Annotated in this window: 22 protein-coding genes; 8 read left to right on the forward strand and 14 right to left on the reverse strand. The window is 70.6% G+C overall.

Translation table 11 applies throughout. The annotated features are described in order from the left end of the window. Nucleotides 1-58: 58 nt before the first annotated feature. The 9 genes from mdcH to madL all read right to left on the reverse strand — a co-directional run bounded on the left by mdcH (nt 59) and on the right by madL (nt 7,474). Nucleotides 59-991 (reverse strand): malonate decarboxylase subunit epsilon, encoded by a 933-nt coding sequence (gene mdcH, locus DIE17_RS24050; RefSeq protein WP_124487569.1) that lies wholly within the window; start codon nt 989-991, stop codon nt 59-61. Further along, nucleotides 988-1,854: a triphosphoribosyl-dephospho-CoA synthase MdcB gene (mdcB, locus tag DIE17_RS24055; protein ID WP_124487568.1), complete on the reverse strand. Its 867-nt coding sequence runs from the start codon at nt 1,852-1,854 to the stop codon at nt 988-990. The genes mdcH and mdcB overlap by 4 nt, the downstream gene beginning before the upstream one ends. Next, nucleotides 1,851-2,519, reverse strand: a complete 669-nt coding sequence (gene mdcG, locus DIE17_RS24060) for a malonate decarboxylase holo-[acyl-carrier-protein] synthase (RefSeq protein ID WP_124487567.1) — start codon at nt 2,517-2,519, stop codon at nt 1,851-1,853. Before mdcG ends, mdcB begins: the two co-directional genes overlap by 4 nt. Further along, nucleotides 2,506-3,213 (reverse strand): biotin-independent malonate decarboxylase subunit gamma, encoded by a 708-nt coding sequence (mdcE, locus tag DIE17_RS24065; protein ID WP_124573129.1) that lies wholly within the window; start codon nt 3,211-3,213, stop codon nt 2,506-2,508. Before mdcE ends, mdcG begins: the two co-directional genes overlap by 14 nt. After that, on the reverse strand, nt 3,200-4,135 hold the full coding sequence (locus DIE17_RS24070) for a biotin-independent malonate decarboxylase subunit beta (protein ID WP_124487565.1): 936 nt from the start codon (nt 4,133-4,135) through the stop codon (nt 3,200-3,202). The genes mdcE and DIE17_RS24070 overlap by 14 nt, the downstream gene beginning before the upstream one ends. Beyond that, on the reverse strand, nt 4,132-4,446 hold the full coding sequence (gene mdcC / locus DIE17_RS24075; protein ID WP_044844916.1) for a malonate decarboxylase acyl carrier protein: 315 nt from the start codon (nt 4,444-4,446) through the stop codon (nt 4,132-4,134). Before mdcC ends, DIE17_RS24070 begins: the two co-directional genes overlap by 4 nt. Nucleotides 4,447-4,456: 10 nt before the next feature. Continuing rightward, a complete protein-coding gene (mdcA, locus tag DIE17_RS24080) occupies nt 4,457-6,130 on the reverse strand; it encodes a malonate decarboxylase subunit alpha (RefSeq protein WP_124487564.1) in 1,674 nt (557 codons plus the stop codon). Between the two features lie 169 nt (nt 6,131-6,299). Further along, nucleotides 6,300-7,067 (reverse strand): malonate transporter subunit MadM, encoded by a 768-nt coding sequence (gene madM / locus DIE17_RS24085; RefSeq protein WP_124487563.1) that lies wholly within the window; start codon nt 7,065-7,067, stop codon nt 6,300-6,302. A gap of 11 nt (nt 7,068-7,078) precedes the next feature. Further along, a complete protein-coding gene (gene madL, locus DIE17_RS24090) occupies nt 7,079-7,474 on the reverse strand; it encodes a malonate transporter subunit MadL (RefSeq protein ID WP_124487562.1) in 396 nt (131 codons plus the stop codon). 333 nt (nt 7,475-7,807) lie between these two features. On the opposite strand from madL, the gene DIE17_RS24095 reads away from it, so the two are divergent. Continuing rightward, entirely contained in the window at nt 7,808-8,656 is an 849-nt protein-coding gene (locus DIE17_RS24095) for a LysR substrate-binding domain-containing protein (protein ID WP_039322076.1), read from the forward strand. A 171-nt stretch (nt 8,657-8,827) separates the two neighbouring features. After that, the gene (locus tag DIE17_RS24100; RefSeq protein ID WP_124487561.1) at nt 8,828-9,109 is read left to right on the forward strand and encodes a DUF4148 domain-containing protein; all 282 of its coding nucleotides are present in this window, start codon (nt 8,828-8,830) and stop codon (nt 9,107-9,109) included. Nucleotides 9,110-9,147: 38 nt separating this feature from the next. Here the strand turns inward: DIE17_RS24100 and DIE17_RS24105 are convergent, their stop codons facing one another. Beyond that, nucleotides 9,148-10,065: a 3-hydroxyacyl-CoA dehydrogenase NAD-binding domain-containing protein gene (locus DIE17_RS24105; RefSeq protein WP_124487560.1), complete on the reverse strand. Its 918-nt coding sequence runs from the start codon at nt 10,063-10,065 to the stop codon at nt 9,148-9,150. A gap of 245 nt (nt 10,066-10,310) precedes the next feature. Here DIE17_RS24105 and DIE17_RS24110 point away from each other — a divergent pair, with 245 nt between their 5' ends. Both DIE17_RS24110 and DIE17_RS24115 read left to right on the forward strand, forming a co-directional pair. After that, nucleotides 10,311-10,751, forward strand: a complete 441-nt coding sequence (locus DIE17_RS24110; protein WP_044844922.1) for an Hsp20/alpha crystallin family protein — start codon at nt 10,311-10,313, stop codon at nt 10,749-10,751. A 16-nt stretch (nt 10,752-10,767) separates the two neighbouring features. Further along, complete coding sequence (locus tag DIE17_RS24115) at nt 10,768-11,184, forward strand: Hsp20/alpha crystallin family protein (protein ID WP_124487559.1); 417 nt, start codon at nt 10,768-10,770, stop codon at nt 11,182-11,184. 121 nt (nt 11,185-11,305) lie between these two features. Here the strand turns inward: DIE17_RS24115 and DIE17_RS24120 are convergent, their stop codons facing one another. Both DIE17_RS24120 and DIE17_RS24125 read right to left on the reverse strand, forming a co-directional pair. Then, on the reverse strand, nt 11,306-11,608 hold the full coding sequence (locus DIE17_RS24120) for a zf-TFIIB domain-containing protein (RefSeq protein ID WP_124487558.1): 303 nt from the start codon (nt 11,606-11,608) through the stop codon (nt 11,306-11,308). Between the two features lie 61 nt (nt 11,609-11,669). Further along, nucleotides 11,670-12,425: a TerC family protein gene (locus tag DIE17_RS24125; protein ID WP_124487557.1), complete on the reverse strand. Its 756-nt coding sequence runs from the start codon at nt 12,423-12,425 to the stop codon at nt 11,670-11,672. Nucleotides 12,426-12,533: 108 nt separating this feature from the next. Between DIE17_RS24125 and DIE17_RS24130 the strand changes: the two genes are divergently transcribed. Both DIE17_RS24130 and DIE17_RS24135 read left to right on the forward strand, forming a co-directional pair. Then, a complete protein-coding gene (locus tag DIE17_RS24130; RefSeq protein WP_124487556.1) occupies nt 12,534-13,427 on the forward strand; it encodes a LysR family transcriptional regulator in 894 nt (297 codons plus the stop codon). A 138-nt stretch (nt 13,428-13,565) separates the two neighbouring features. Then, on the forward strand, nt 13,566-14,774 hold the full coding sequence (locus DIE17_RS24135; protein WP_124921377.1) for a DUF2242 domain-containing protein: 1,209 nt from the start codon (nt 13,566-13,568) through the stop codon (nt 14,772-14,774). 281 nt (nt 14,775-15,055) lie between these two features. Here the strand turns inward: DIE17_RS24135 and DIE17_RS24140 are convergent, their stop codons facing one another. Further along, complete coding sequence (locus DIE17_RS24140) at nt 15,056-15,976, reverse strand: pyridoxal-phosphate dependent enzyme (RefSeq protein ID WP_124487629.1); 921 nt, start codon at nt 15,974-15,976, stop codon at nt 15,056-15,058. A gap of 177 nt (nt 15,977-16,153) precedes the next feature. Between DIE17_RS24140 and DIE17_RS24145 the strand changes: the two genes are divergently transcribed. Next, on the forward strand, nt 16,154-17,065 hold the full coding sequence (locus tag DIE17_RS24145; protein ID WP_124487554.1) for a LysR family transcriptional regulator: 912 nt from the start codon (nt 16,154-16,156) through the stop codon (nt 17,063-17,065). An 802-nt stretch (nt 17,066-17,867) separates the two neighbouring features. Beyond that, the gene (locus tag DIE17_RS24150; RefSeq protein ID WP_124487553.1) at nt 17,868-19,073 is read left to right on the forward strand and encodes an MFS transporter; all 1,206 of its coding nucleotides are present in this window, start codon (nt 17,868-17,870) and stop codon (nt 19,071-19,073) included. 183 nt (nt 19,074-19,256) lie between these two features. On the opposite strand, the gene DIE17_RS24155 is transcribed toward DIE17_RS24150, so the two are convergent. Then, nucleotides 19,257-20,279, reverse strand: coding sequence for a histone deacetylase family protein (locus tag DIE17_RS24155; protein WP_124487552.1), 1,023 nt, complete (start codon nt 20,277-20,279; stop codon nt 19,257-19,259). Nucleotides 20,280-20,287: the final 8 nt, after the last annotated feature.

The raw sequence follows: 20,287 nt of genomic DNA on the forward strand, positions 1-20,287 counted from the left end.
ATTCGACGCGGATTCGAAGCGGTTGCGGCGCGTGATCCGGCCGCTCGCCCGCCGCCGGTCAGCCGGCCGCGACGCGCGCGAGCCAGCTCGCGATACCGTCGACGGAACGGAAATCCGCGACGCTGCGTGCCGGCAGCGCCGGATACGCGCTGCCCGCCATCTCGGCCAGTGCGCGGCCCGGGCCGAGTTCGAGAAACGCGGTCGCGCCGGCCTCGACGCACGCGGCCAGGCAGGCCGCCCACTCGACCGGCTCCGCGATCTGGCGCGCAAGCTTGTCGAGCCCGGCGTCGACATCGAGCACCGACGCGCCGTCGATCCCCGAAAACAGTCGCGTGCCGGGCGGCGGCCGGCGCACGTTGACAGCGGCCAGCGATGCGCGAAACGCGGGCACCGCCGCCGCGAGCCGGTGCGTGTGCGACGCGATCCGCACGCACACGGGCGCGACACGCAGCGCACCGTCGCGTGCGGCGGCGTCGGCCACCGCGGCGACGTCGGCCTGCCGCCCGGCCAGCACGTAAGCATCGCCCGGATTGGCGATCGCGATCGCCGCATCGCGGCCGTCGCAGAGTTGCGCGAGCCGCGCACGCGTGAGCCCGCGCACGAATGCCATCCGTTCATCGCCGCCGCTCGCGGCATCCATGGCGCGCGCGCGCGCCTCGGCCAGCGCCAGCGCATCGTGCGGATCGATCATCCCCGCGACGCTCCACGATGCGACTTCGCCGACGCTGTACCCCGCGACGCAACGACGCCGCGGCCACATCGCCTCGAGCAACATCGTCGCCGCAAGCGCCTGCACCGTGCAGAGGATCTGCGCAGCGCGGTTCTCGCGCAGCGCATCCGGTTCGGCGTGCCGCACCCAGTCGCGCGGATCGTCGCCGAGGAGCCGGCCGGCGTGCGCGAACAGCGCATCGGCTTGCGGCACCGCGCCGGTCAGCTCGAACATGTCCGCACGCTGCGCACCTTGCCCCGAACAGAGGATCGCCAGCGTCATCGTCCCGCCTCGTTCGTCTCGAGCGCATCGACGAACACGCTCATCGCCAGCAGGTCGGCCGCGCCGCCCGGGCTCAGCCGGCGCGCGACGAACGCGCGGTGCGCGGCGGCCGCTCGCAGTCGCCAGTCGCGGGCGCGGATGCCGCCGCGGGCAACGAATGCGCGTGCCGTGGCGCGCGCGAAATCGAGGCCGGCCTGCCCGCCGCGGTGCAGCAGGTTCGTATCGTCGAGCGCGGCGATCAGCGCGAAGCAGGCGTCGACGCGCGCGGCCTCCGGATCGTCCGGCACGCGGCGTTGCGCGCGGCGCAGGGCCGGCAGCCCGACGTCGTACACGGTCGTGAACCCGTCGGCCGCCTCGCGACGCGCGCCGCCGACGCCGTAGCGGCGGCTCGCGCGCTCGCCGTGACTGTCGGGCAGCCGCGGGCCGCCGAGGATCTCAGTGCCCCAGCGCCGCGCGACGAACGCGCCGAGCGTCAGCGTGCGTGCCGCGGTGCCCGGCACCGTGCGGCGGCCGGCGGCCGCGCACAGCAGCCCGAGCCCGAAGATCGCGCCGCGATGCGTGTTGACGCCGCCGGTCGCGGCAAGCATCGCGTGTTCCGCGCGCAGCCCGATCTTGCGCAGCACGGCCATGTCGGCGTCACGCGCACCGGCTTCGGCGAGCTCCGCGAAGTACGGCCGCAGCACGGCCGCGCTGCGCACGAACATCATGGCATCCATGTCCGCGTGACTGCCGGTGTCGACGTGACTGACGAGGCCCGGCTTCGGATAGGTGTCGATTTCCAGCACGAGGCTGTGCTCGGCGAGTTCGGCGATGCGCTCGGCATCGGACGGCGCCGGCGCGCGGCAGGCGGCCCACGCACTCATCGCGTGCCTCCGGTGAATGCGTCGGCAGGCATCAATTCGACGGCGATCGCCGTCTTGACCGCGACTTCAGGCAGCCGCGCATGCAGCTCGCGCCAGTTCACGCCGGCGCCGTCGTCGCGCAGCAGTTCGCCGTCGATGCGCATCGGCGCGTGTTCATCGAGTGTCGCCAGGCCGTCGAGCAGCGCGGCGAGCGATGCGGCGTCAGGCAGCGGAAACACGAGGTCGAGATCGGACGACGCGCTCAGGTAGCGCTCGCCCGTCAGCGCCTGCCATGCGAGGCTGCCGAATACGCGGCCCTGCACGCCGCAGCGGGCGCCGAGCGCAGCCAGGTCGCGCAGCGTCGCGTGCCATGCGTCGGGCGCGACAGCGAGCACATCGGCGAGCGTGGGCAGCGGACCGACCGACGCGAGGGCGTCGGCGGCGACGTTCATTGCAATGCGCCGCTTGCCCGCCGAAGGCGGCAGCGGCAAGCCGAGCGGGATGCGCCCCGCATCGGCCTCGTCGGGCGACGCGCGGCGCACGATCAGCGGCCAGCCGTGCGCGGCCCACGCCTGCACGAGCGGATCGGCCGCCAGCGCGGGATCGCGCGCGCAGGCCGCGCCCCACCCTGCCGCCGTCAGCGTGACGAGCGTGTGGCGGCGCAGCGGCGTGTCAGCGTGCGGCACGCGCGAGTGCCTCGACACGGCGCGTGACGTCGGCCGCGACCGGCCGGCCGCGCGCCGCACGCACGTCGTTGCGATCGGCCGGCTTGCCGAGCCATTCGGCGACCTGCGCGTCGAGCGCGCGTGCCGGGTCGAGCACGGCGTCGACGGCGCCCATCTTCACGAGATTGTCGAGCCCCGGCGCGAACACCGGCGTCGAGCGCGCCATCTCCTTCAGCACGTCGATCGGCAGCTTCGTCACGCGCGACATCGACGGGAGGTCCATCACTTCCGGCTCCGCGCCCGGCAACGCGAGCAGCGTGCGCGTCGCGAGCGCGGTCGCGATGAACGCGCCCGCGGCCGTATGGCCGTACAGCAGGCCGATCGTCCGGTGCCCGGCGAGCTCCGCGTGCATCAGGCATTTCGCGAGATGCGACAAGCCTTCGTTCAGGCCGAGCAGTTCGTCGCGCTTGCTCATCCGCTGGCTGTCGCTGTCGACGAGCACGAGAATCGGCGTGTCGCCGCCGCGCCCGATCGTGTCGAGCACGTGCGACGCGAGCGTCACGGCTTCGTCGATGCCGAACGGCAGCCGGTCGGCGACGCCGATCACGTCGACGCGCGTGCCGGTCAGATCAGCGTGGCCCGCCAGCAAGCCGCCGGTTCGCGTGATCGCGTGGCCGTTCGGGAACAGCGAGGTCAGTACTTCATCGAGCGTCATGCTGCGGCTCCTGCAGTTGATCGGCGAGCTTCGCGAATTCACCGTCGGACATGCCGGGAATCGTTTCCGGCTCGCTCGCGCCGAGCGCGCGCCACACGTCGAGCGCGTCCTTGCATGCGCCGAACCGTTCGACGCGCGCTTCGAGACGCGACTGCTCCGCGCGCAGCATCGCCGCGTCGAATTTCGGCGCACGGCCGATCAGGTCGAGCGCGGCCGCGCGAAACGCGTCGGGCGTATCGGCCACGTAGCGGTCCGCGCCGCCGATCAGCCGGCGGTGCTTGCCGCCCATCGTGCGCCAGATCAGCGCACGGTCCTTCGCATCGAATTCCTCGACGCCGCGATTGGTCTCGATCACCTCGGGCCCCGACACGCTGATGCGCCCCTGCTCGGACACCGCGAGCGCCGAACAGCAGGCGGCGAGCAGGCCGCCGCCGCCGTAGCAGCCCGCGCGCCCGCCGATCAGCCCGATCACCGGCACGCCGGCCGCACGCGCCTCGACGAGCGCACGCATGATCTCGGCGATCGCCAGTTCGCCCGCATTCGCTTCCTGCAGCCGCACGCCACCCGTATCGAACAGGATCAGCACCGGCGTGCCGAGGTCGCGCGCCGCACGCAGCAGCCCCGTGAGCTTCGCGCCGTGCACTTCGCCGAACGCGCCGCCCATGAAGCGGCCCTCCTGCGCGGCGATCAACACCGGCGTGCCGTCGAGCCGGCCGCGGCCGACCACCATCCCGTCGTCGAACTGCTGCGGCAGGTCGAACAGCGGCAGGTGCGGGCTCGTCACACGATCGCCCGGCCCGAGAAATTCGGTGAAGCTGCCCGCGTCGAGCAGCCCGTCGACGCGCTGGCGCGCCGACGCTTCGTACCAGCTCGCGCGGTTCGCGACGAATGCGGGTGCGTCGTGGATCGCGTCGGTCATCATGCGCCTCCCTCGATCGCGCGCACGGCTTGCGCGAGCCGCAGCGACACCATGTCGGGCCGCGCGCCGCCGTCGTTGATCGACAGCTTCAGGCCGCCCGGCGCGCGCCGTTCGACGAAGTCCGACACGACGGCCTGCCACACCGCGCCGAAACCGACCGCCGCGGTGCGGATATCGATCTCGCATTCGTTGCCCGGCAGCACGCGCTCGACGAGCACCTCGAGATTGCCGGACGCGACCACGCCGACGAGCGCCGTGGCCAGTTCGCCCTGCGCGCGTTCGCGCGCGGTGAAGCGATAGTTCAACTGTTCCATGCCCTTGTCCTCACCAGTTGCGGAACCGGGCCGGCGGCGCATACAGGCCGCCCGACCAGTGCACGAGATCCTTGATCGAGCGCGCGGCAAGCCAGCGGCGGTCGGCGTCGAGCGGATCGATACCGAGATCCTCCGGGCGGCGGATCACGCCGCGCTCGCGCAGCCGCTCGACCAGCCTGCGATCGCGGCCGCGGCCGACTTCCGTATAGCCGGCCACGCCGCGGATCGCATGCTCGCGTTCGTCCTTGTCGCGGCACATCAGCAGGTTCGCGATCCCTTCCTCGGTGACGATGTGCGTGACGTCGTCGCCGTAGACCATGATCGGCGCGAGGTCGAGCTGCAGCTTGTCGGCGAGCTTCAGCGCGTCGAGCTTCTCGACGAACATCGGCACGTTCTTGTCGCCGAACGTCTCGCCGATCTGCACGACGAGCTTGCGGCCGCGCCTGAGCGCCGCCGGCGTGTCGGGGTCGGCCTCCGCGCCGGCCTTCAGCCACGGCGCGCTCGGGTGACGCCGCCCGCGCGCGTCGCTGCCCATGTTCGGCGCGCCGCCGAACCCGGCGATGCGCTCGGCCGTGACCGTCGACGAATGACCCGACAGGTCGATCTGCAGCGTCGAACCGATGAACATGTCGCACGCATAGAGGCCTGCGGTCTGACAGAACGCGCGGTTCGAGCGCAGCGACCCGTCGGGGCCCGTGAACCACACGTCGGAGCGCGCGCGGATGTAGTCGTCCATCCCGACTTCGGAGCCGAAGCAGTGAACCTGCTCGACCCAGCCCGATTCGATCGCGGGAATCAGCGTCGGGTGCGGATTGAGCGCCCAGTGCGTGCAGACCTTGCCCTTCAGCCCGAGCTTCGCGCCGTAGGTCGGCAGCAGCAGCTCGATCGCGGCCGTGTTGAAGCCGATCCCGTGGTTCAGGCGCTTGATCCCGTACGGTTCGTAGATGCCCTTGATCGCGAGCATCGCGGTCAGGATCTGGGTCTCGGTGATCGCGGCCGGGTCGCGCGTGAACAGCGGCTCGACGTAGAACGGCCGGCCGGCCTCGACGACGAAATGCACGCGATCGCCCGGAATGTCGACGCGCGGCACCTTGTCGACGATGCGGTCGACCTGCGCGATCACGATGCCGTCCTTGAACGCGGTGGCTTCGACGACGGTCGGCGTGTCTTCCGTGTTCGGGCCGGTGTACAGGTTGCCGTCGGCATCGGCGCTGACCGCCGCGATCAGCGCGACCTGCGGCGTGAGATCAATGAAGTAGCGGGCGAACAGTTCAAGATAGGTGTGCACCGCGCCGAGCGCGATCTTGCCGCCGAACAGCAGCTTCGCGATGCGCTGCGACTGCGGGCCCGAATACGCGAAGTCGAGACGCTTCGCGATGCCGCGCTCGAACACGTCGAGATGCTCGGGCAGCACGACGCCCGACTGCACCATGTGCAGGTCGTGGATCTTCGCGCTGTCGACGTCGGCGAGCGCGGTGGCGAGCAGGTCGGCCTGCTTCTGGTTGTCGCCTTCGAGGCAAACGCGGTCGCCGGGCCGCAGCACCGCTTCGAGCAACGCGACGGTGTCGCGCGCATCGACCCGCTTGCCGCGCGCCCCGGAGGAAGTGGCCTTGGGCCACGCGAAAGCCGCGCCGGCCGTGAGGCGTGCATCGCGCGCCTGCCGCGCGTGATTCCATCCCGTCATGAACAGTTCTCCCGCTTCGATGGTTCAGCGGCATTCTAAGCCTGGCGCCGCCGCCGATTGATGATGTTGACGAATGCGACTCAGAGGACGCCGCGATGGATGCGGCCCCGCCGCGGCCCGCGCGCGCCGGCGCTTGCGCACCGGTCGCCCGGATCGCACGCTTGGGCGGCTATGCGCCGACCAGCGCGCGCGTCGTGAAGAACAGCACCGACGGCCCGAGCAGGCAGCCGACGCCGGTATGGAACGTCGCGACCAGCGCGCCGTACGGCACGAGCCGGCGATCCGTCGCCGCGAGGCCCGCGCTCACGCCGCTCACGGTGCCGGCGAGGCCGCCGAAGATCATCGCGGAGCGCGGCGTCTTCAGGCCCATGAAGTTCGCCGCGACCGGCGTGCCGACCATCACGATGATCGCCTTCACGAGGCCTGTCGCGATGCTGAGCGCGATCACGTCGGAGCTCGCGCCGATCGCGGCGCCCGTGACGGGCCCGACGATGTAGGTGACCGCGCCCGCGCCGATGGTCGTCATGCTGACCGCATCGGTATAGCCGAACGCGCGCGCGATGCACGCGCCGACGATGAACGGCAGCACGGTGCCGAGCAGCAGCGACACGACGCCGACGAGGCCGGCCTTGCGCGCCTCGGTCGGCTGCACTTCGAACGCGGTCGCGACGATCGCGAAATCGCGCAGCATCGCGCCGCCCATCAGGCCGACGCCGGCGAACAGCTTGACGTCGGCCAGCCCCTTCTCGCCGCCGGTGAACGCGCCGCCGACGTACGCAAGCACGAGGCCGATCACGATCGCGATCGCGGAGCCGTGCACGCGGCCGAAGGTGAGCTTGCGCGACACGAGCGACGACAGCCACATGATCAGGCCGACCAGCGCGAACGACGCGACGAGCCCGTTGTGGGCGACGGTTTTTTCGAGCATCTGCAGCATGGCGGCCTCCGTTACTGTTCTTCGAATTGGGGAATGCCCGCGAAGGCCGTGTCGTCGCGCCCGGTGCGCACGAGTACCGCGATGCAGCATGCGCAGATCGCGACCGCGCCGATGGCGGCGAGCAGCGCGACCGGCCCGCCCTTCAGCGCGGCGACGACGTTCTGGTTCGCGGCCATCGCGACGACGACCGGGATGTACATCGCGCCCCAGAAACCGACGCCGGCCTCGGTCTCCTTCGGCAGCCAGCCGCGCCGGTGCAGCCACAGGCGCAGGCAGATCAGCAGCAGCATCGCGATGCCGACGCCGCCGACGTTGGTCTTCACGCCGATCGCTGCGCCCAGCAGGTCGCCGAGGAACAGTCCGGCCAGATGGCAGAACGCCAGCAGCGCGGTTCCGTAGATGATCATGAGTCGTCTCCAGTCTCTTCGTGACGGGTGCCTGACGCGTGCGGGAGTCGGGCCCGCATGCCGGTTCCGGGCGCGGACTGGGTGTCTCCTGCGGCGGGGCGCCGCGGCCCGGCGGCTCGTCGTGCGAGCGCGTTCTCAGGCGGTCGATGGGATGATGCGGTTTCGGGCCGGACGCCGGATGGCTTAGACTGACCGATGGAGCCGGCGGCGCGACACGGGCTACGCGTCCGGTGCGCCCCGTTTGCATGGGCCGCACCAGCGCGTGATCCGATACTAGCGCCGCACCATCCGGCCATTTATGAAGTTGTCGAAACCGATTCAGTGGATTTAGCAATGCGTCCATTACCGCCCGAGCTGCTGCGCAGCTTCGTCGCCGTCGCCCAGTCCGGCAGTTTCACCGCCGCGTCCGAACGCGTGAGCCTGTCGCAGTCGACCGTCAGCCAGCACATTCGCCGCCTCGAGGAGCTGCTCGACCGGCCGCTGTTCGAGCGCGACACGCGCAACGTGCACCTGTCGCAGCACGGCGATGCACTGTTCCGCTACGCGGTGCGCATCCTCGAGCTGATGGACGAGGCCGTCACGTCGGTGTGTGGCCCGCCGCTGTCGGGCAAGGTGCGGCTCGCGATGTCGGAGGATTTCGCGTCCGCGCACCTGACGGCCGCGCTCGCGAGCTTCGTGCAGCGCAATCCGGAAGTCGAGCTGGCGATCTCGACCGGGCTGTCGGGCGACCTGTTCGATGCGCTCGACGAAGGCCGTCACGACCTCGTGTTCGCGAAACGCGTCGCGGGCAGCCGGCGCGGCCGCGTGATCCGCAGCGAACCGCTGTACTGGTGCACCGGCCCCGATTCGCGGATCACCGGCCACGAGGCCGTGCTGCCGCTCGCGATGCATCCGGAGCCGAGCGTATCGCGCCGCCGCGTGCTCGAGTCGCTCGAGGCGGTCGGCCGCCCTTACCGGATCGCCGTCGTGAGCAGCAGCATCGCGGTGCTGCGCGCGGCCGCGAGCGCGGGGCTCGGCGTCAGCGCGTTCGCCGGCTACGTGATTCCGGCCGGGCTCGCGCGGCTCGACGCGGGGCTCCCCGAACTCGGCGAACTCGAATACGTGATCGACCGGCCGGCGGCCGCGTCGCGCTCGACGCTCGCGCTCGAAGCGACGCTGATCGCGGCGGCGGCCGAGCTGTAAGGCTGGCTGCCGCCTTCACGCCAACGCCGCCGCGGTGTTCGCGCGCAACTGACCATCTTGCCCGGAACGCGTCAGCGTCCGCGCAGTCCCCGCTCGCGACAATGGGCCGCATCGGAACGCACGGCAGTGTGCCGCGCGTCCGCTGTCCCGTCCCCTTGATCGGAGCACACCATGAACGTCGTGCGAATCGCCGTCGCGGCCGCCGCAGCCGCGCTGCTGTCCCCCGCCTTTGCGCAAACCGATGCCGCCGCCCCCGCGCAGGGCCTCACGCGCGCGGAAGTCGTCGCCCAGCTGAAGCAGGCCTACCTCGACGGCGAATTGCCGACCAACGACGGTAACTATCCGCCGGATACCGCGACGCGCGCGCGCAATCGCGAACTGGTGCAGGCCGCGCTGCCCGCGTGGCTCGCGCAGACGCCGCAGCCGGCACCGCAAACGGCCCTGCAGCAATAGCCTTCCCGGCGCGACCGGAACGCCGCGCGGCGACGCGCTCAGGGCAGGAAGCTGCGGCGGCGCGCGTCGATCAGCTCGACGAGCAGCCGGTCGCGCTCGGCCGCCAGTTCCTGCATCGAACGCTCGCCCTGGATCGCGCGCAGTTCGTCGTTCAGCTTGCGATCGACGGCCGGATCGAACGACGGCGTGCCGAGGTCGTCCCACCACGTCGTGATCGGCCCCGACAGGTGTTCGAGGAAGTGTGCGATCCCGCCCGCGCCACCGCCGAGGTGATAGGTCAGGCACTGCCCCATCAAGCCCCAGCGCAGGCCCGGCCCCCACGCGACCGCCTTGTCCGCATCGGCGACGCTCACCACGCCTTCGCCGACGAGGTGATACACCTCGCGAAACAGCGCGGCCGCGAGCCGGTTCGCGACGTGGCCGGTCATCTCCTTGTTGAGCACGATCGTCTGCTTGCCGAGTGCGTCGTAGAACGCCTTCACGCGCGCGATCACGCTCGGGTCGGTCGCGCTGCCGCCGACCAGCTCGACGAGCGGAATCAGGTGCGGCGGGTTGAACGGATGCGCGATCAGGCAGCGTTCCGGATGCCTGTCGCACGCGGTCTGGATCTCGGACATCTTCAGGCCCGACGAGCTCGACGCGATCGGCACGCGCGCGGGCAGCACGTCGTCCATCTGCCGGTACAGCGCGCGCTTCAGGTCGAGCCGCTCGGGGCCGTTTTCCTGCACGAAATCGACGCCGTCGAGCGCGCGCACGAGATCGGCGTCGAACGACAGCCGCGCGGAAAGTTCGGCGGCCCGCTCGCCGAGGAAGGCCGCGAGCGCGTCGCGCAGCCGCGCGTCGGCCTGTGGTGCGGGATCGGTCGCGACGACGTCGAAGCCCTTCGACAGATAGAAAGCCGCCCAGCTCGCGCCGATCACGCCGGCCCCGACGATCGCGATGCGTTGAATCTCCATGTCCGTTCCGTCTCCGTGGTCTGTGGATAGCGCGACGATTGTCGCATCGATCCCCGTCACGACGCGTTGATGCCGATTGCACTTTCCCTCTTGAAAACGACCGCGGCGGCCTCTAATTACCCGTTGCCAGGCAGTGCCCGTCACGCGCACTGCCCCCGTTTCGACTCAGCGGAAAACCGTGCGTCGCACTCGCCATCGGCGTCGCGCCATCGTGTCTTTCGCGTCTCATGTTCCGGAGGATCCTCATGAGCGGTATTCATTTCGGTCACGACCTGTTCGACGAGTTCGCCCGGGTACAGCGGCAGATGGCGAGCCTGTTCGGCGAGCCCCCGACCGGCATCCGCGCGGTGCGTCCGAGCGCGTTCCCCGCGCTGAACGTCGGCGCGACCGACGACGCGATCGAGATCGTCGCGTTCGCTCCCGGCATGGCCGCGGCCGACTTCGACGTCTCGATCGACAAGGACCTGCTGACGATCAGCGGCGAGCGCAAACCCGCACCGCACGACGCCGGCGACGACGTACGCACCTACGCGCAGGAGCGCTTTCACGGCGCGTTCCGCCGCGTGGTCGAGCTGCCGCAGAACGCGGACGCCGACAACGTCAGCGCCCGCTATGAGAACGGCTGCCTGCTGATTCGCGTCGGCCGGCGCGAGGCCTCGAAGCCGCGCGCGATCACCGTTCAGTAACCTTCAGGAGAACGATATGAATACGAGCCAGAGCCAGACCCTGACCGAACGCCAGACCGGTGCCGCGCAGGCAGCCGCCGCCGAAGCCGTGCGCCGGCCCGCGATCACGCCGGCCGTCGATATCGTCGAAGACAGGCAGCGCGTCACGCTGCGTGCCGACCTGCCCGGCGTGCCGCGCGAAAACCTCGACGTGAAGGTGCACGACAACACGCTGACGATCGAAGCCGACACACGCATCGACACGCCGGCCGACCTGCGCGTGCGTCACGCCGAAGTCCGCGCGCCGCGCTACGTGCGCACGTTCGTGCTGAGCCCCGACCTCGACACGTCGCGGATCGATGCGGGCCTGCGCGACGGCGTGCTCACGCTGACGATTCCGCGCCGCGAGGAAACGCGCCCGCGCCGCATCGACGTGACGGCCGGCAACGCGTAACGTCGGCGCGTGTTCGTCACGCGACGCGCATGACGAATGACGAATGACGAAGCCCCGCCGGGCATGACGCGCGGCGGGGCTTTTTTTCGATGTGCCGAGCAGTACACGCTCGCCGTCGCGTTCAATCGAAATCGAACAGGTCGAACACCGACTTCTTGCGACGCCGGCCGTCGTGCCGGTAACGGTCGTCGGGCACGCGGCCGTCGCGCCCCCAGCCGTCGTCACGCCCGCGCGGCGCCTGCGCATCGTGCCGCACCGGCACCTCGTCGCGGCGCGCCGGCCCGTCGCCGGTTTCGCGCGCGATCAGCTTGTCGAGTTCGCCGCGATCGAGCCACACGCCGCGGCACGTCGGACAGTAGTCGATCTCGATCGATTGCCGCTCGGCCATCAGCAGGTCGGGCGTCTTGTAGACCGGACATTTCATCGCGTTTCTCCTTTCGTCGGACATTCCGAATCGCGGGCGGGCCACGTCCCGCCCGCTTGGCTCAATGACCTTCGCGCCGCGCCACGCGCTTCGCCTTCGCACGCCGCGCCAGCATGTTCATGCCCTCGACGAACGCCGAGAACGCCATGGCCGCGTAGATATAGCCCTTCGGCACGTGCGACCCGAAGCCTTCCGCGATCAGCGTCATGCCGATCACGACGAGGAACGACAGCGCGAGCATCACGATGGTCGGGTTGCGGTCGATGAAACGTGCGAGCGGCTGGGCGGCGAACAGCATCACGGACACCGCGACGATCACCGCGACGAACATGATCGGGACGTGCTCGGTCATGCCGATCGCGGTCACGATGCTGTCGATCGAGAACACGATGTCGAGCATCACGATCTGGCCGATCGCGGCCCACATCGTCAGGCCGGCCGCGCCGCCGGACGCGCCCGCGCCGTCGCCGTCATGCGACACGTGGTGATGGATCTCGGTGGTTGCCTTCCACACGAGGAACAGGCCGCCCGACAGCAGGATCATGTCGCGCCACGAGAACGCGTGATCGAACAGCGTGAACACGGGTTCGGTCAGGCTCGCGATCCACGCGACGCTGCCGAGCAGCGCGAGGCGCATCACGAGTGCGAGCGCGATGCCGAGGCGCTGTGTGCGGGCGCGCTGCGCTTCGGGCAGCTTGTTGCTGAGGATCGAGATGAAGATCAGGTTGTCGATGCCGAGCACGACTTCCATCACGACGAGCGTCAGGAGCGCGGCCCAGACGGCGGGGTCGGCGGCAAGCGTCAGCAGGTAGTCCATGAAAAGGGCCGATTCGAAGGTGGAAAGCCCGATGATAGTCACCCCACGACTTCGAAAAAATCAGAGAGAATCTGATCTTTGGTTCGGTTTTTACGAAATAACGATCCGATGCTGAATTTTCGACACCTGTACTATTTCTGGGTCGTGGTGAAGGAAGGCGGCTTCGCGCGGGCCGCCGAGCGGCTCGACATGGCCGTGCAGACGATCAGCGCGCAGGTCCGCGAACTGGAAAAGTCGCTCGGCCACCAGTTGCTGCGCCCGGCCGGGCGCGGTGTCGCGATGACCGACGCCGGCCAGGCCGCGTATGCGCGTGCGGAGGTCATCTTCGAGATGGGCCGGCTGATTCCCGACGAAGTGCGCGCGGCGGCCAGCCAGCCGACCGTGCGGCTCGCGGTCGGCCTCGCGGACGGGATCTCGAAGCTCGCCGCGCATGCGCTCCTCGCGCCGGTGCTCGATACGCCCACGCTGCGGCTGCTGTGCCACGAGGGCGAGCACGACGCGCTGCTCGCGGAACTGGCGCTCCATCACCTCGACCTCGTGCTGGCGGGCCAGGGTGCACCGTCGGGGTCGAACCTGCGCGTGACGAGCGAGCGGCTCGTCGCGTCGCCGGTCGACTGGTACGGGCCCGCGGCGCTCGTCACGCCGGCCGCGCGGCAGCGCTTTCCGGCGTGCCTCGCCGAGCTGCCGGTGCTGCTGCCGACCGCCCACTCGGCGCTGCGCGCGCGCCTCGACCTGTGGCTGGAGCGGGAACGGATCGTGCCCCGCATTGCCGGCGAATTCGAGGACAGCGCGCTGATGGCCGTGTTCGCGGCGCGCGGCCTCGGCGTGTTTCCGCTCAGCGAACTCGGCGCGAACGACGCATCGCTGCTGCGCGGGCTGCGCCGGCTCGGCCGCGCGGCCGACGTGACCGAGGAGATCCATGCGATCCGCTCGCGGCGCGGCGAACACCACCCGCTGGCGTCGCGCTTGCTCGCCGCCGCGCGGCCGGCGCCGGCCGGCTGAAGCGAGCGCGACATCAAACGAAACTATAATGACGCCCCGGCCATACGAGATTGCCACGCGCATCGCACCGGCCCCGCCGCCGCGTGCGTTGCGCCCGCAGCCCCGCGCGGCATCTCGCCGAGCCTATTGAAAGACGCCATGCACAACCGATTTCGCCTGTTTTCCGTTTCGTGCGCGCTCGCGGCCGCGACCGTGCTGGCGGCGTGCTCGTCGCCACCCAAGCCGATCTACCAGCAGGAGCAGTTCGACGCGACGAGCAGCCCGTATGCGCACACGTTCCACTCGAAATCCGACGCTTCCTGCGAGGCCGCGCGGCGCGCGCTGCTGAGCCAGGGTTATGTCGTGTCCTCGTCGCGCAACGACGCGGTCGACGGCAGCAAGAATTTCCAGCCGAGCAACGACATGCATGTCGTGATTGAGTTTCACGTCGTGTGCGCGGACGCGACTGCCGACGGCTCGTCGAGCATCGCGTACGTGAACGCGGTGCAGGACCGCTACACGCTGAAGAAGTCGAATACGTCGGCGAGCGTCGGGCTCAGCGTGTTCGGTTCGCTGTCGCTGCCGATCGGGTCGAGCGACGACGCGCTCGTGAAGACCGCGAGCGAGACGATTCCCGCCGGCGTGTTCTACGAGCGCTTCTTCAATCTCGTCGAGCATTTCCTGAAGATCGATCCGGCCCGCCGCGATCGCGCGACCGTGAAGGCGGCCGAGAAGGAGCCCGTGACGCCGCTGCCCGAGCCCGCGCCGACGCCGCAGGGCGAGCCGATGAAGATGACGACGCCGGTCGTGCCGACGCCGCCGGCGGCGCCGGTGCCGCTGTCCGTGCCGAGCGTCGCGCCGACGCAGGGCACGTCGGTCGTGCCGGCCGTGCCTGCTGCGGCATCGTCCGTGGTCGCGCCGGGGACGATGCGGGCCGTCGGGTCGGGGTTGGGAGCCGGCGTGGGTTCGGCGGCTGCGGCGGGTGCCGCGCCGGGTTCGGGTTCGGGTTCGGGTTCGGGTTCGGGTTCGGGTTCGGGTTCGGGTTCGGCACAAGCTTCGGCCTCGGCGCGGGCTTCGGCGCCTGCTTCGGCTGCGGTACCTGCTAAGACCTCGGCGCCCACCTCGGCTTCGACGCCCGCGTCAGCCTCCGCACCCGCTTCAGCTTCGACGCCCACTTCCGCTTCGGCGCCGGCCACGTCGACGTCTGCCGCTACCACGGCGGCATCGTCCGTGCCTGCGCCGGCGGCGTCCGCGCCGACGCCCTCGAACGCCGCTCCGGCGCCGGCAGGCAAGACGTCCGCACCCGCTGCTGCCGGCCCCGTCGCGTCGTCCGCGCCGACCGGCGCCAGCGCGCCGTCCGCGAACTGACCGCGCGCGCCCTCGCCGCGCCGCGCGCCGTGCGCGCGGTGCGCCGGCCGATCCCCGCCCCGTCACCCTCAGACGAGAAGATCTTGCCCCCGGCCACTGGCTGCGCGCGCCCGGCGTGACTTAACCCGCGAGCGGAAACAGCCCGTCGCGACAGACGACACGCCCCCGATTCCGCGGATGCCCGCGACCGGTCCCGCCCCGCCGTCACTTCGCCGTCACTTCACCGTGACATCTTCGTCCGCATCACGATCCGGCTGCGCTGCGTCACATGCCCGAGCGCGTTACCGCAGCGTCGCGTTCAGCGTCCGCATCTGCTCGGCCGTCGCCGTCACGCCGCCGCACACGATCACCGCGATCTCCGACGCCGAAGCAAGCACCGGCACCGGTTCTTCGAGCGCGGCCAGCGCAGCACCGCACGCCGGCTCGACGACGATCCGGTGCTCGTCCAGGAACCGCAGCGACGCAGCCACCGCCTGCGCGTCCGACACGACGACCGGATGGATCGCGTGCCGCTTCGCCCATGCGACCGCCGCGTCGCACGGCCGCTTCGCGCCGAGCGACGTCGCGATGCTCGTGATCGCCGGCAATTCGACCGGATGCCCGTGCGCGACCGAGCGCGCGTAGCTGTCGGCGCCTTCCGTCCCGACCGCGACGACCGGCACGTCGTGCCAGCCGTTGCGCGCGAGCCCCTCGAGCACGCCGCACAGCAGCCCGCCGCCGCCGACCGCGAGCACGACCGCGTCGGGCTTCGGGCCGGCCACCGCCATCTCGTCGATCATCGTCGCGTGCCCCTGCCACAGCACGGGATCGTCGAACGGATGCACGAACGCGTCCTGCGTACCGACGGTCGACAGCGCGAACGCATTCGCCTCGGCCCAGCTCGCACCGTGCACGACCACCTCCGCCCCCTCGACGCGGATCAGCTCCCGCGCGCGGGCCGACGCGGTTTCCGGCACGACGACGAGCACCGGCACGCCGAGCTCGCGGCCGCAATACGCGACCGCGATGCCCGCATTGCCGCCCGACGACGACACGAACCGGCGCGCGCCGGCCGCATGCCGTGTTTCGCACGCCGCGCCGATGCCGCGCAATTTGAACGAGCCGGACGGCTGCAGCGCGTCGAGCTTCAGCCGGATGTTCTTGCCGAGACGGCGCGACGCGATTTGCGAGCGGATATAGGGGGTCTGGATATGAAGCGGCATGATGCGGGACACGGTCGGGAATCGGGGCAAGGAGAACGCACGGGCCGGTGAACCGGCCCGCCAACGACGACCATCGTACGGCACGCTCGCCATGCTTTCCAATACCATTGGATGGCACTTACCATGCTTGACAGGCATACCCATAGAATCGAGGCCGAACACCGGAGCCGACACCGCATGCGCCAGATCGAACTGCGTCACCTGCGTTACTTCGTGGCCGTCGCGCAAGCCGGCAGCGTGATGGCCGGCGCCCGCGCGGCCGGCATCGTCCAGCCTGCGCTGTCGCGGCAGATCCGCGAACTCGAGGATGCGATCGGCACGCCGCTGCTGATCCGCCGCGCGACGGGCGTCACGCTCACGGCGGCCGGCGCGAGTTTCCTGCAGGATGCGACGGGCCTGCTCGCGACATTGCGGGACAGCCGCGAACGCGCGTTGCGCAGCGCGGCCGGCCAGCTCGGCGAACTGCGCCTCGGCGCGCTGCCGAACTGCCTGCCGCTGCCGGTCGTCGCGAACGTGCTGAAGGCGTTTCGCGACGCGTGTCCGGACGTGAAGCTGTCGATCGCGCCGATGCTGTCGGCCGAACAGGCGGCGGCGCTGATGCTCGGCCAGCTCGACGGCGGCATCATGGCGTGGCGCCGCGACGAGGCGCCGCATCTGTCGGGCGTGCGGCTGCTGAGCGATCGCTTCGTGCTCGCGATGCCTGCGCCGCCCGGCGGCCGCTTCCACGCGCCGCGCACGCTCGCCGACGTCGCGCACGAGCCGTTCGTCTGGTTCGACGCGCAGCGCTCCGCCGCGCACCACCGCTTCCTGATGGCTCAGTGCGACCGGGCCGGTTTCACGCCGCGCATCGCGCAGGTCGGCAGCGACATCCCGACGCTGATCGGTCTCGTCGCAGCCGGCATGGGCTGCGCATTCGTGCCGGAAAGCGCGTCGCCGACGTGCCCGCGCACGGTCCGGCTCGTCGCACTCGACGAACTCGCGAGCCGCTTCGACATCGAGTTCGTGTTCGACGGTGCGGCGGCGCCGGGCTCGCCCGTCGTCGCGCGGTTTCTCGAGGCGGTGCGCGATGCGGCCGGGCAGGCGGACTGACCGACCGGCCTGGCATGCGCGACCCGCGCGACGCCGGCGGATTCCGCCTCGTCGCGCGGCAGCGGATTCGGCCGTCTGCGCGCAGTCGCTTCGGACGACGGCCGGCATTGCCGTCATCGTGCCCCCGGAACGTCCGTCCGAGTGCACGACCAATCTTTCGAATGGGTGACGATCGACGCCATCACGCCGGAATTTTCAAATTGACGCCAAAAAAGGCCGTTTAACGTCACTTCGAAACGTTATGCACCGAAATATACTGCGCCCGCATCCGCCCTCGTGCCAAAGAGAGGATGCCTTTCCGCCCCGGCCACGGTCCCCCTGTGACCGGGGATTTTTTTGGCGGCAAGCCGCGCCGGCAAAGGGTGGGTTGGCGGGAAGGATGACGCGCTCGCGCCGGGCCTCGCCGGCTGTGCGGCCCGTCGCCCGACCGGCCTGACGACGCCGCGCGCCGGCCCGCCCCGCACGCCCCCGCCTGCCGCCCGCATCACGTCGAACACCCGCCGCGCATCGAGCGCGGCGCGCAAGCGGATCGCGCACCCACCCGGACGCCGCGTTCCGTCCGACGACGAAAACCTTGCTCCGGATACGGTTCGATCGTCCGCACGGCCGGCGGCCGGCCGTCGCATCGCGGGAAGCCCCGCCCGGCGGCCGTACGCGCGTGCCGTCCCAATCGCGCATTGTTGACATGAAATCAAGATAATTTCGCCCGAGCACGGCTTTTTCCGCAAAAGTAACGCAGGCACACTTCACCCTGTCCACAACGGCCCGGTGCCGTTGCCCCATGCTTACCGGAGCGCATCGCGTGAACACCACGACTTCTTCCCCTTCCCGCCCGGGCGGCAGCGCCACGCTGCCGCTGCTGGCGCTCGCCGCCGGTGCGTTCGGCATCGGCACGACCGAGTTCTCGCCGATGGGCCTCTTGCCCGTGATCGCCGACGGCGTCCACGTGTCGATTCCGCAGGCCGGCATGCTGATCAGCGCGTATGCGATCGGCGTGATGGTCGGCGCGCCGCTGATGACGCTGCTGCTCGCGCGCTGGTCGCGCCGCTCGGCGCTGATCGCGCTGATGTCGATCTTCACGATCGGCAACCTGCTGTCGGCCGTCGCGCCCGACTACACGACGCTGCTGCTCGCACGACTCGTCACGAGCCTGAACCACGGCGCGTTCTTCGGGCTCGGCTCGGTGGTCGCGGCCAGCCTCGTGCCGCGCGAAAAGCAGGCCAGCGCGGTCGCGACGATGTTCATGGGCCTTACGATCGCGAACGTCGGCGGCGTGCCGGCCGCGACCTGGCTCGGCCAGATGATCGGCTGGCGCATGTCGTTCGCGGCGACCGCCGTGCTCGGCCTGATCGCGATCGCCGGCCTGTTCGCCGCGCTGCCGAAGGGCGCAGCCGGCAGGATGCCGAACCTGCGTGCCGAACTGTCGGTGCTGACGCGCCCGGTCGTGCTCGGCGCGCTCGGGACCACGGTGCTCGGCGCCGGCGCGATGTTCACGCTGTACACGTATGTCGCCCCGACGCTCGAACACCTGACCGGCGCGACGCCCGGCTTCGTCACCGCGATGCTCGTGCTGATCGGCGTCGGCTTCTCGATCGGCAACATCGCCGGCGGCCGCCTCGCCGACCGCTCGCTCGACGGCACGCTGATCGGCTTCCTGGTGCTGCTGATCGTGACGATGGCCGCGTTCCCGCTGCTCGCGCGCACCCATGCCGGCGCCGCTGTCACGCTGCTGGTCTGGGGTGTCGCGACGTTCGCGGTGGTCCCGCCGCTGCAGATGCGCGTGATGCGTGCCGCACACGAAGCCCCGGGCCTCGCGTCGGCCGTCAACATCGGCGCGTTCAACCTCGGCAACGCAGTCGGTGCGGCAGCGGGCGGCGCAGCGATCTCGGCCGGCTTCGGCTACGCGGCGGTGCCGCTCGTCGGCGGGCTGATCGCGGCGGCGGGGCTCGCGCTCGTCGCGCTGCAGATGATCCAGCGCCGCCGCGCGCCGGTCGCCGCGAATTCGTGAGCGCCCGGTGACCCGCGTGGTGCCGATACGCGGCACCGCGATTGAGAAATGCCCGCGCCGGGATTCCGGTGCGGGCATTTTCGTTGACGGCCGCACATCGCGCATCGCGGGCCGCCGCTTCGACGTATCGACGTATCGACGTATCGACGTATCGACGTATCGACGTCTCAGCGCCTCAGCGCCTCAGCGCGCGCCGGCGAACCCGCCGAAGAACGCGCGCGCATTCGTGTCGAGGCTCTCGAGGTGATAGCCGCCCTCCTGCACGATCACCGTCGGCAAGCCGAGCGCACCGATCGCGCCGCCGAGCCGGCCGAACCCGTCGGTCGTGACGGCCACCTGCGATTGCGGGTCGTCCTTGTAGATGTCGAAGCCGAGCGCGAGCACGAGCGCGTCGGGCTGGAACCGCGCGAGCGCCCGCAGCGCGTCGTCGAGCCGCTCGAAGAACGCCGACTCGGGCGCGCCATGCTGCATCGGCAGGTTCAGGTTGTAGCCGTCGCCGGCGCCCGCGCCCGTCTCGTCCTCGTAACCGGCGACGACCGGATAGAAATTGGTCGGGTCGCCGTGAATCGATACGTACAGCACGTCGTCGCGGCCGTAGAAGATCTCCTGCACGCCCTGCCCGTGATGCATGTCGGTGTCGAGGATCGCAACCCTGCGATGGCGGCCGAGCAGCGCCTGCGCGGCGATCGCCGCATTGTTCAGGTAGCAGAAGCCGCCGGCCGCATCGCGGCGCGCGTGATGGCCGGGCGGCCGGCACAGTGCGTACGCATCGCGCGCGCCGTCGTTCACGTCCGACGCGGCCGCGAGCGCGCTCTGCGCGGACCAGTACGCGGCGCGCCACGTGTTCGCGCCGACCGGGCAACTGCCGTCGGCGAGATAGCGCGCGGCCTTCGCGAGCACGCCGCGCAGCGGGTTCGGGTCGCGCACGAACACGTTCGACATCACTTCGTCGCCCCAGTCGTCGGGCATCCGCTTCCAGTCGCGATGCGCTTCCTCGAGAAAACGCAGGTAGTTCATGTCGTGCACGGCCGCGATCGGCGCGGTGCCGCGGTCGGCCGGCTCGCGCACGTCGAAGTCAAGCGCATGCACCGCCGCGACCAGCCGCGCCGCGCGCTCGGGCACCTCCTGCGGCTCGCGCATCCTGCCGCGCGACAGGTAGGTGCGCGGATGGTGCAGCAACTGTTCGGGGTGGAAATAGGTTTTCATCGTGGGTC

Origin of the sequence: Burkholderia sp. Bp9099, assembly GCF_003857805.1 — a bacterium.
Lineage (GTDB): Bacteria > Pseudomonadota > Gammaproteobacteria > Burkholderiales > Burkholderiaceae > Burkholderia.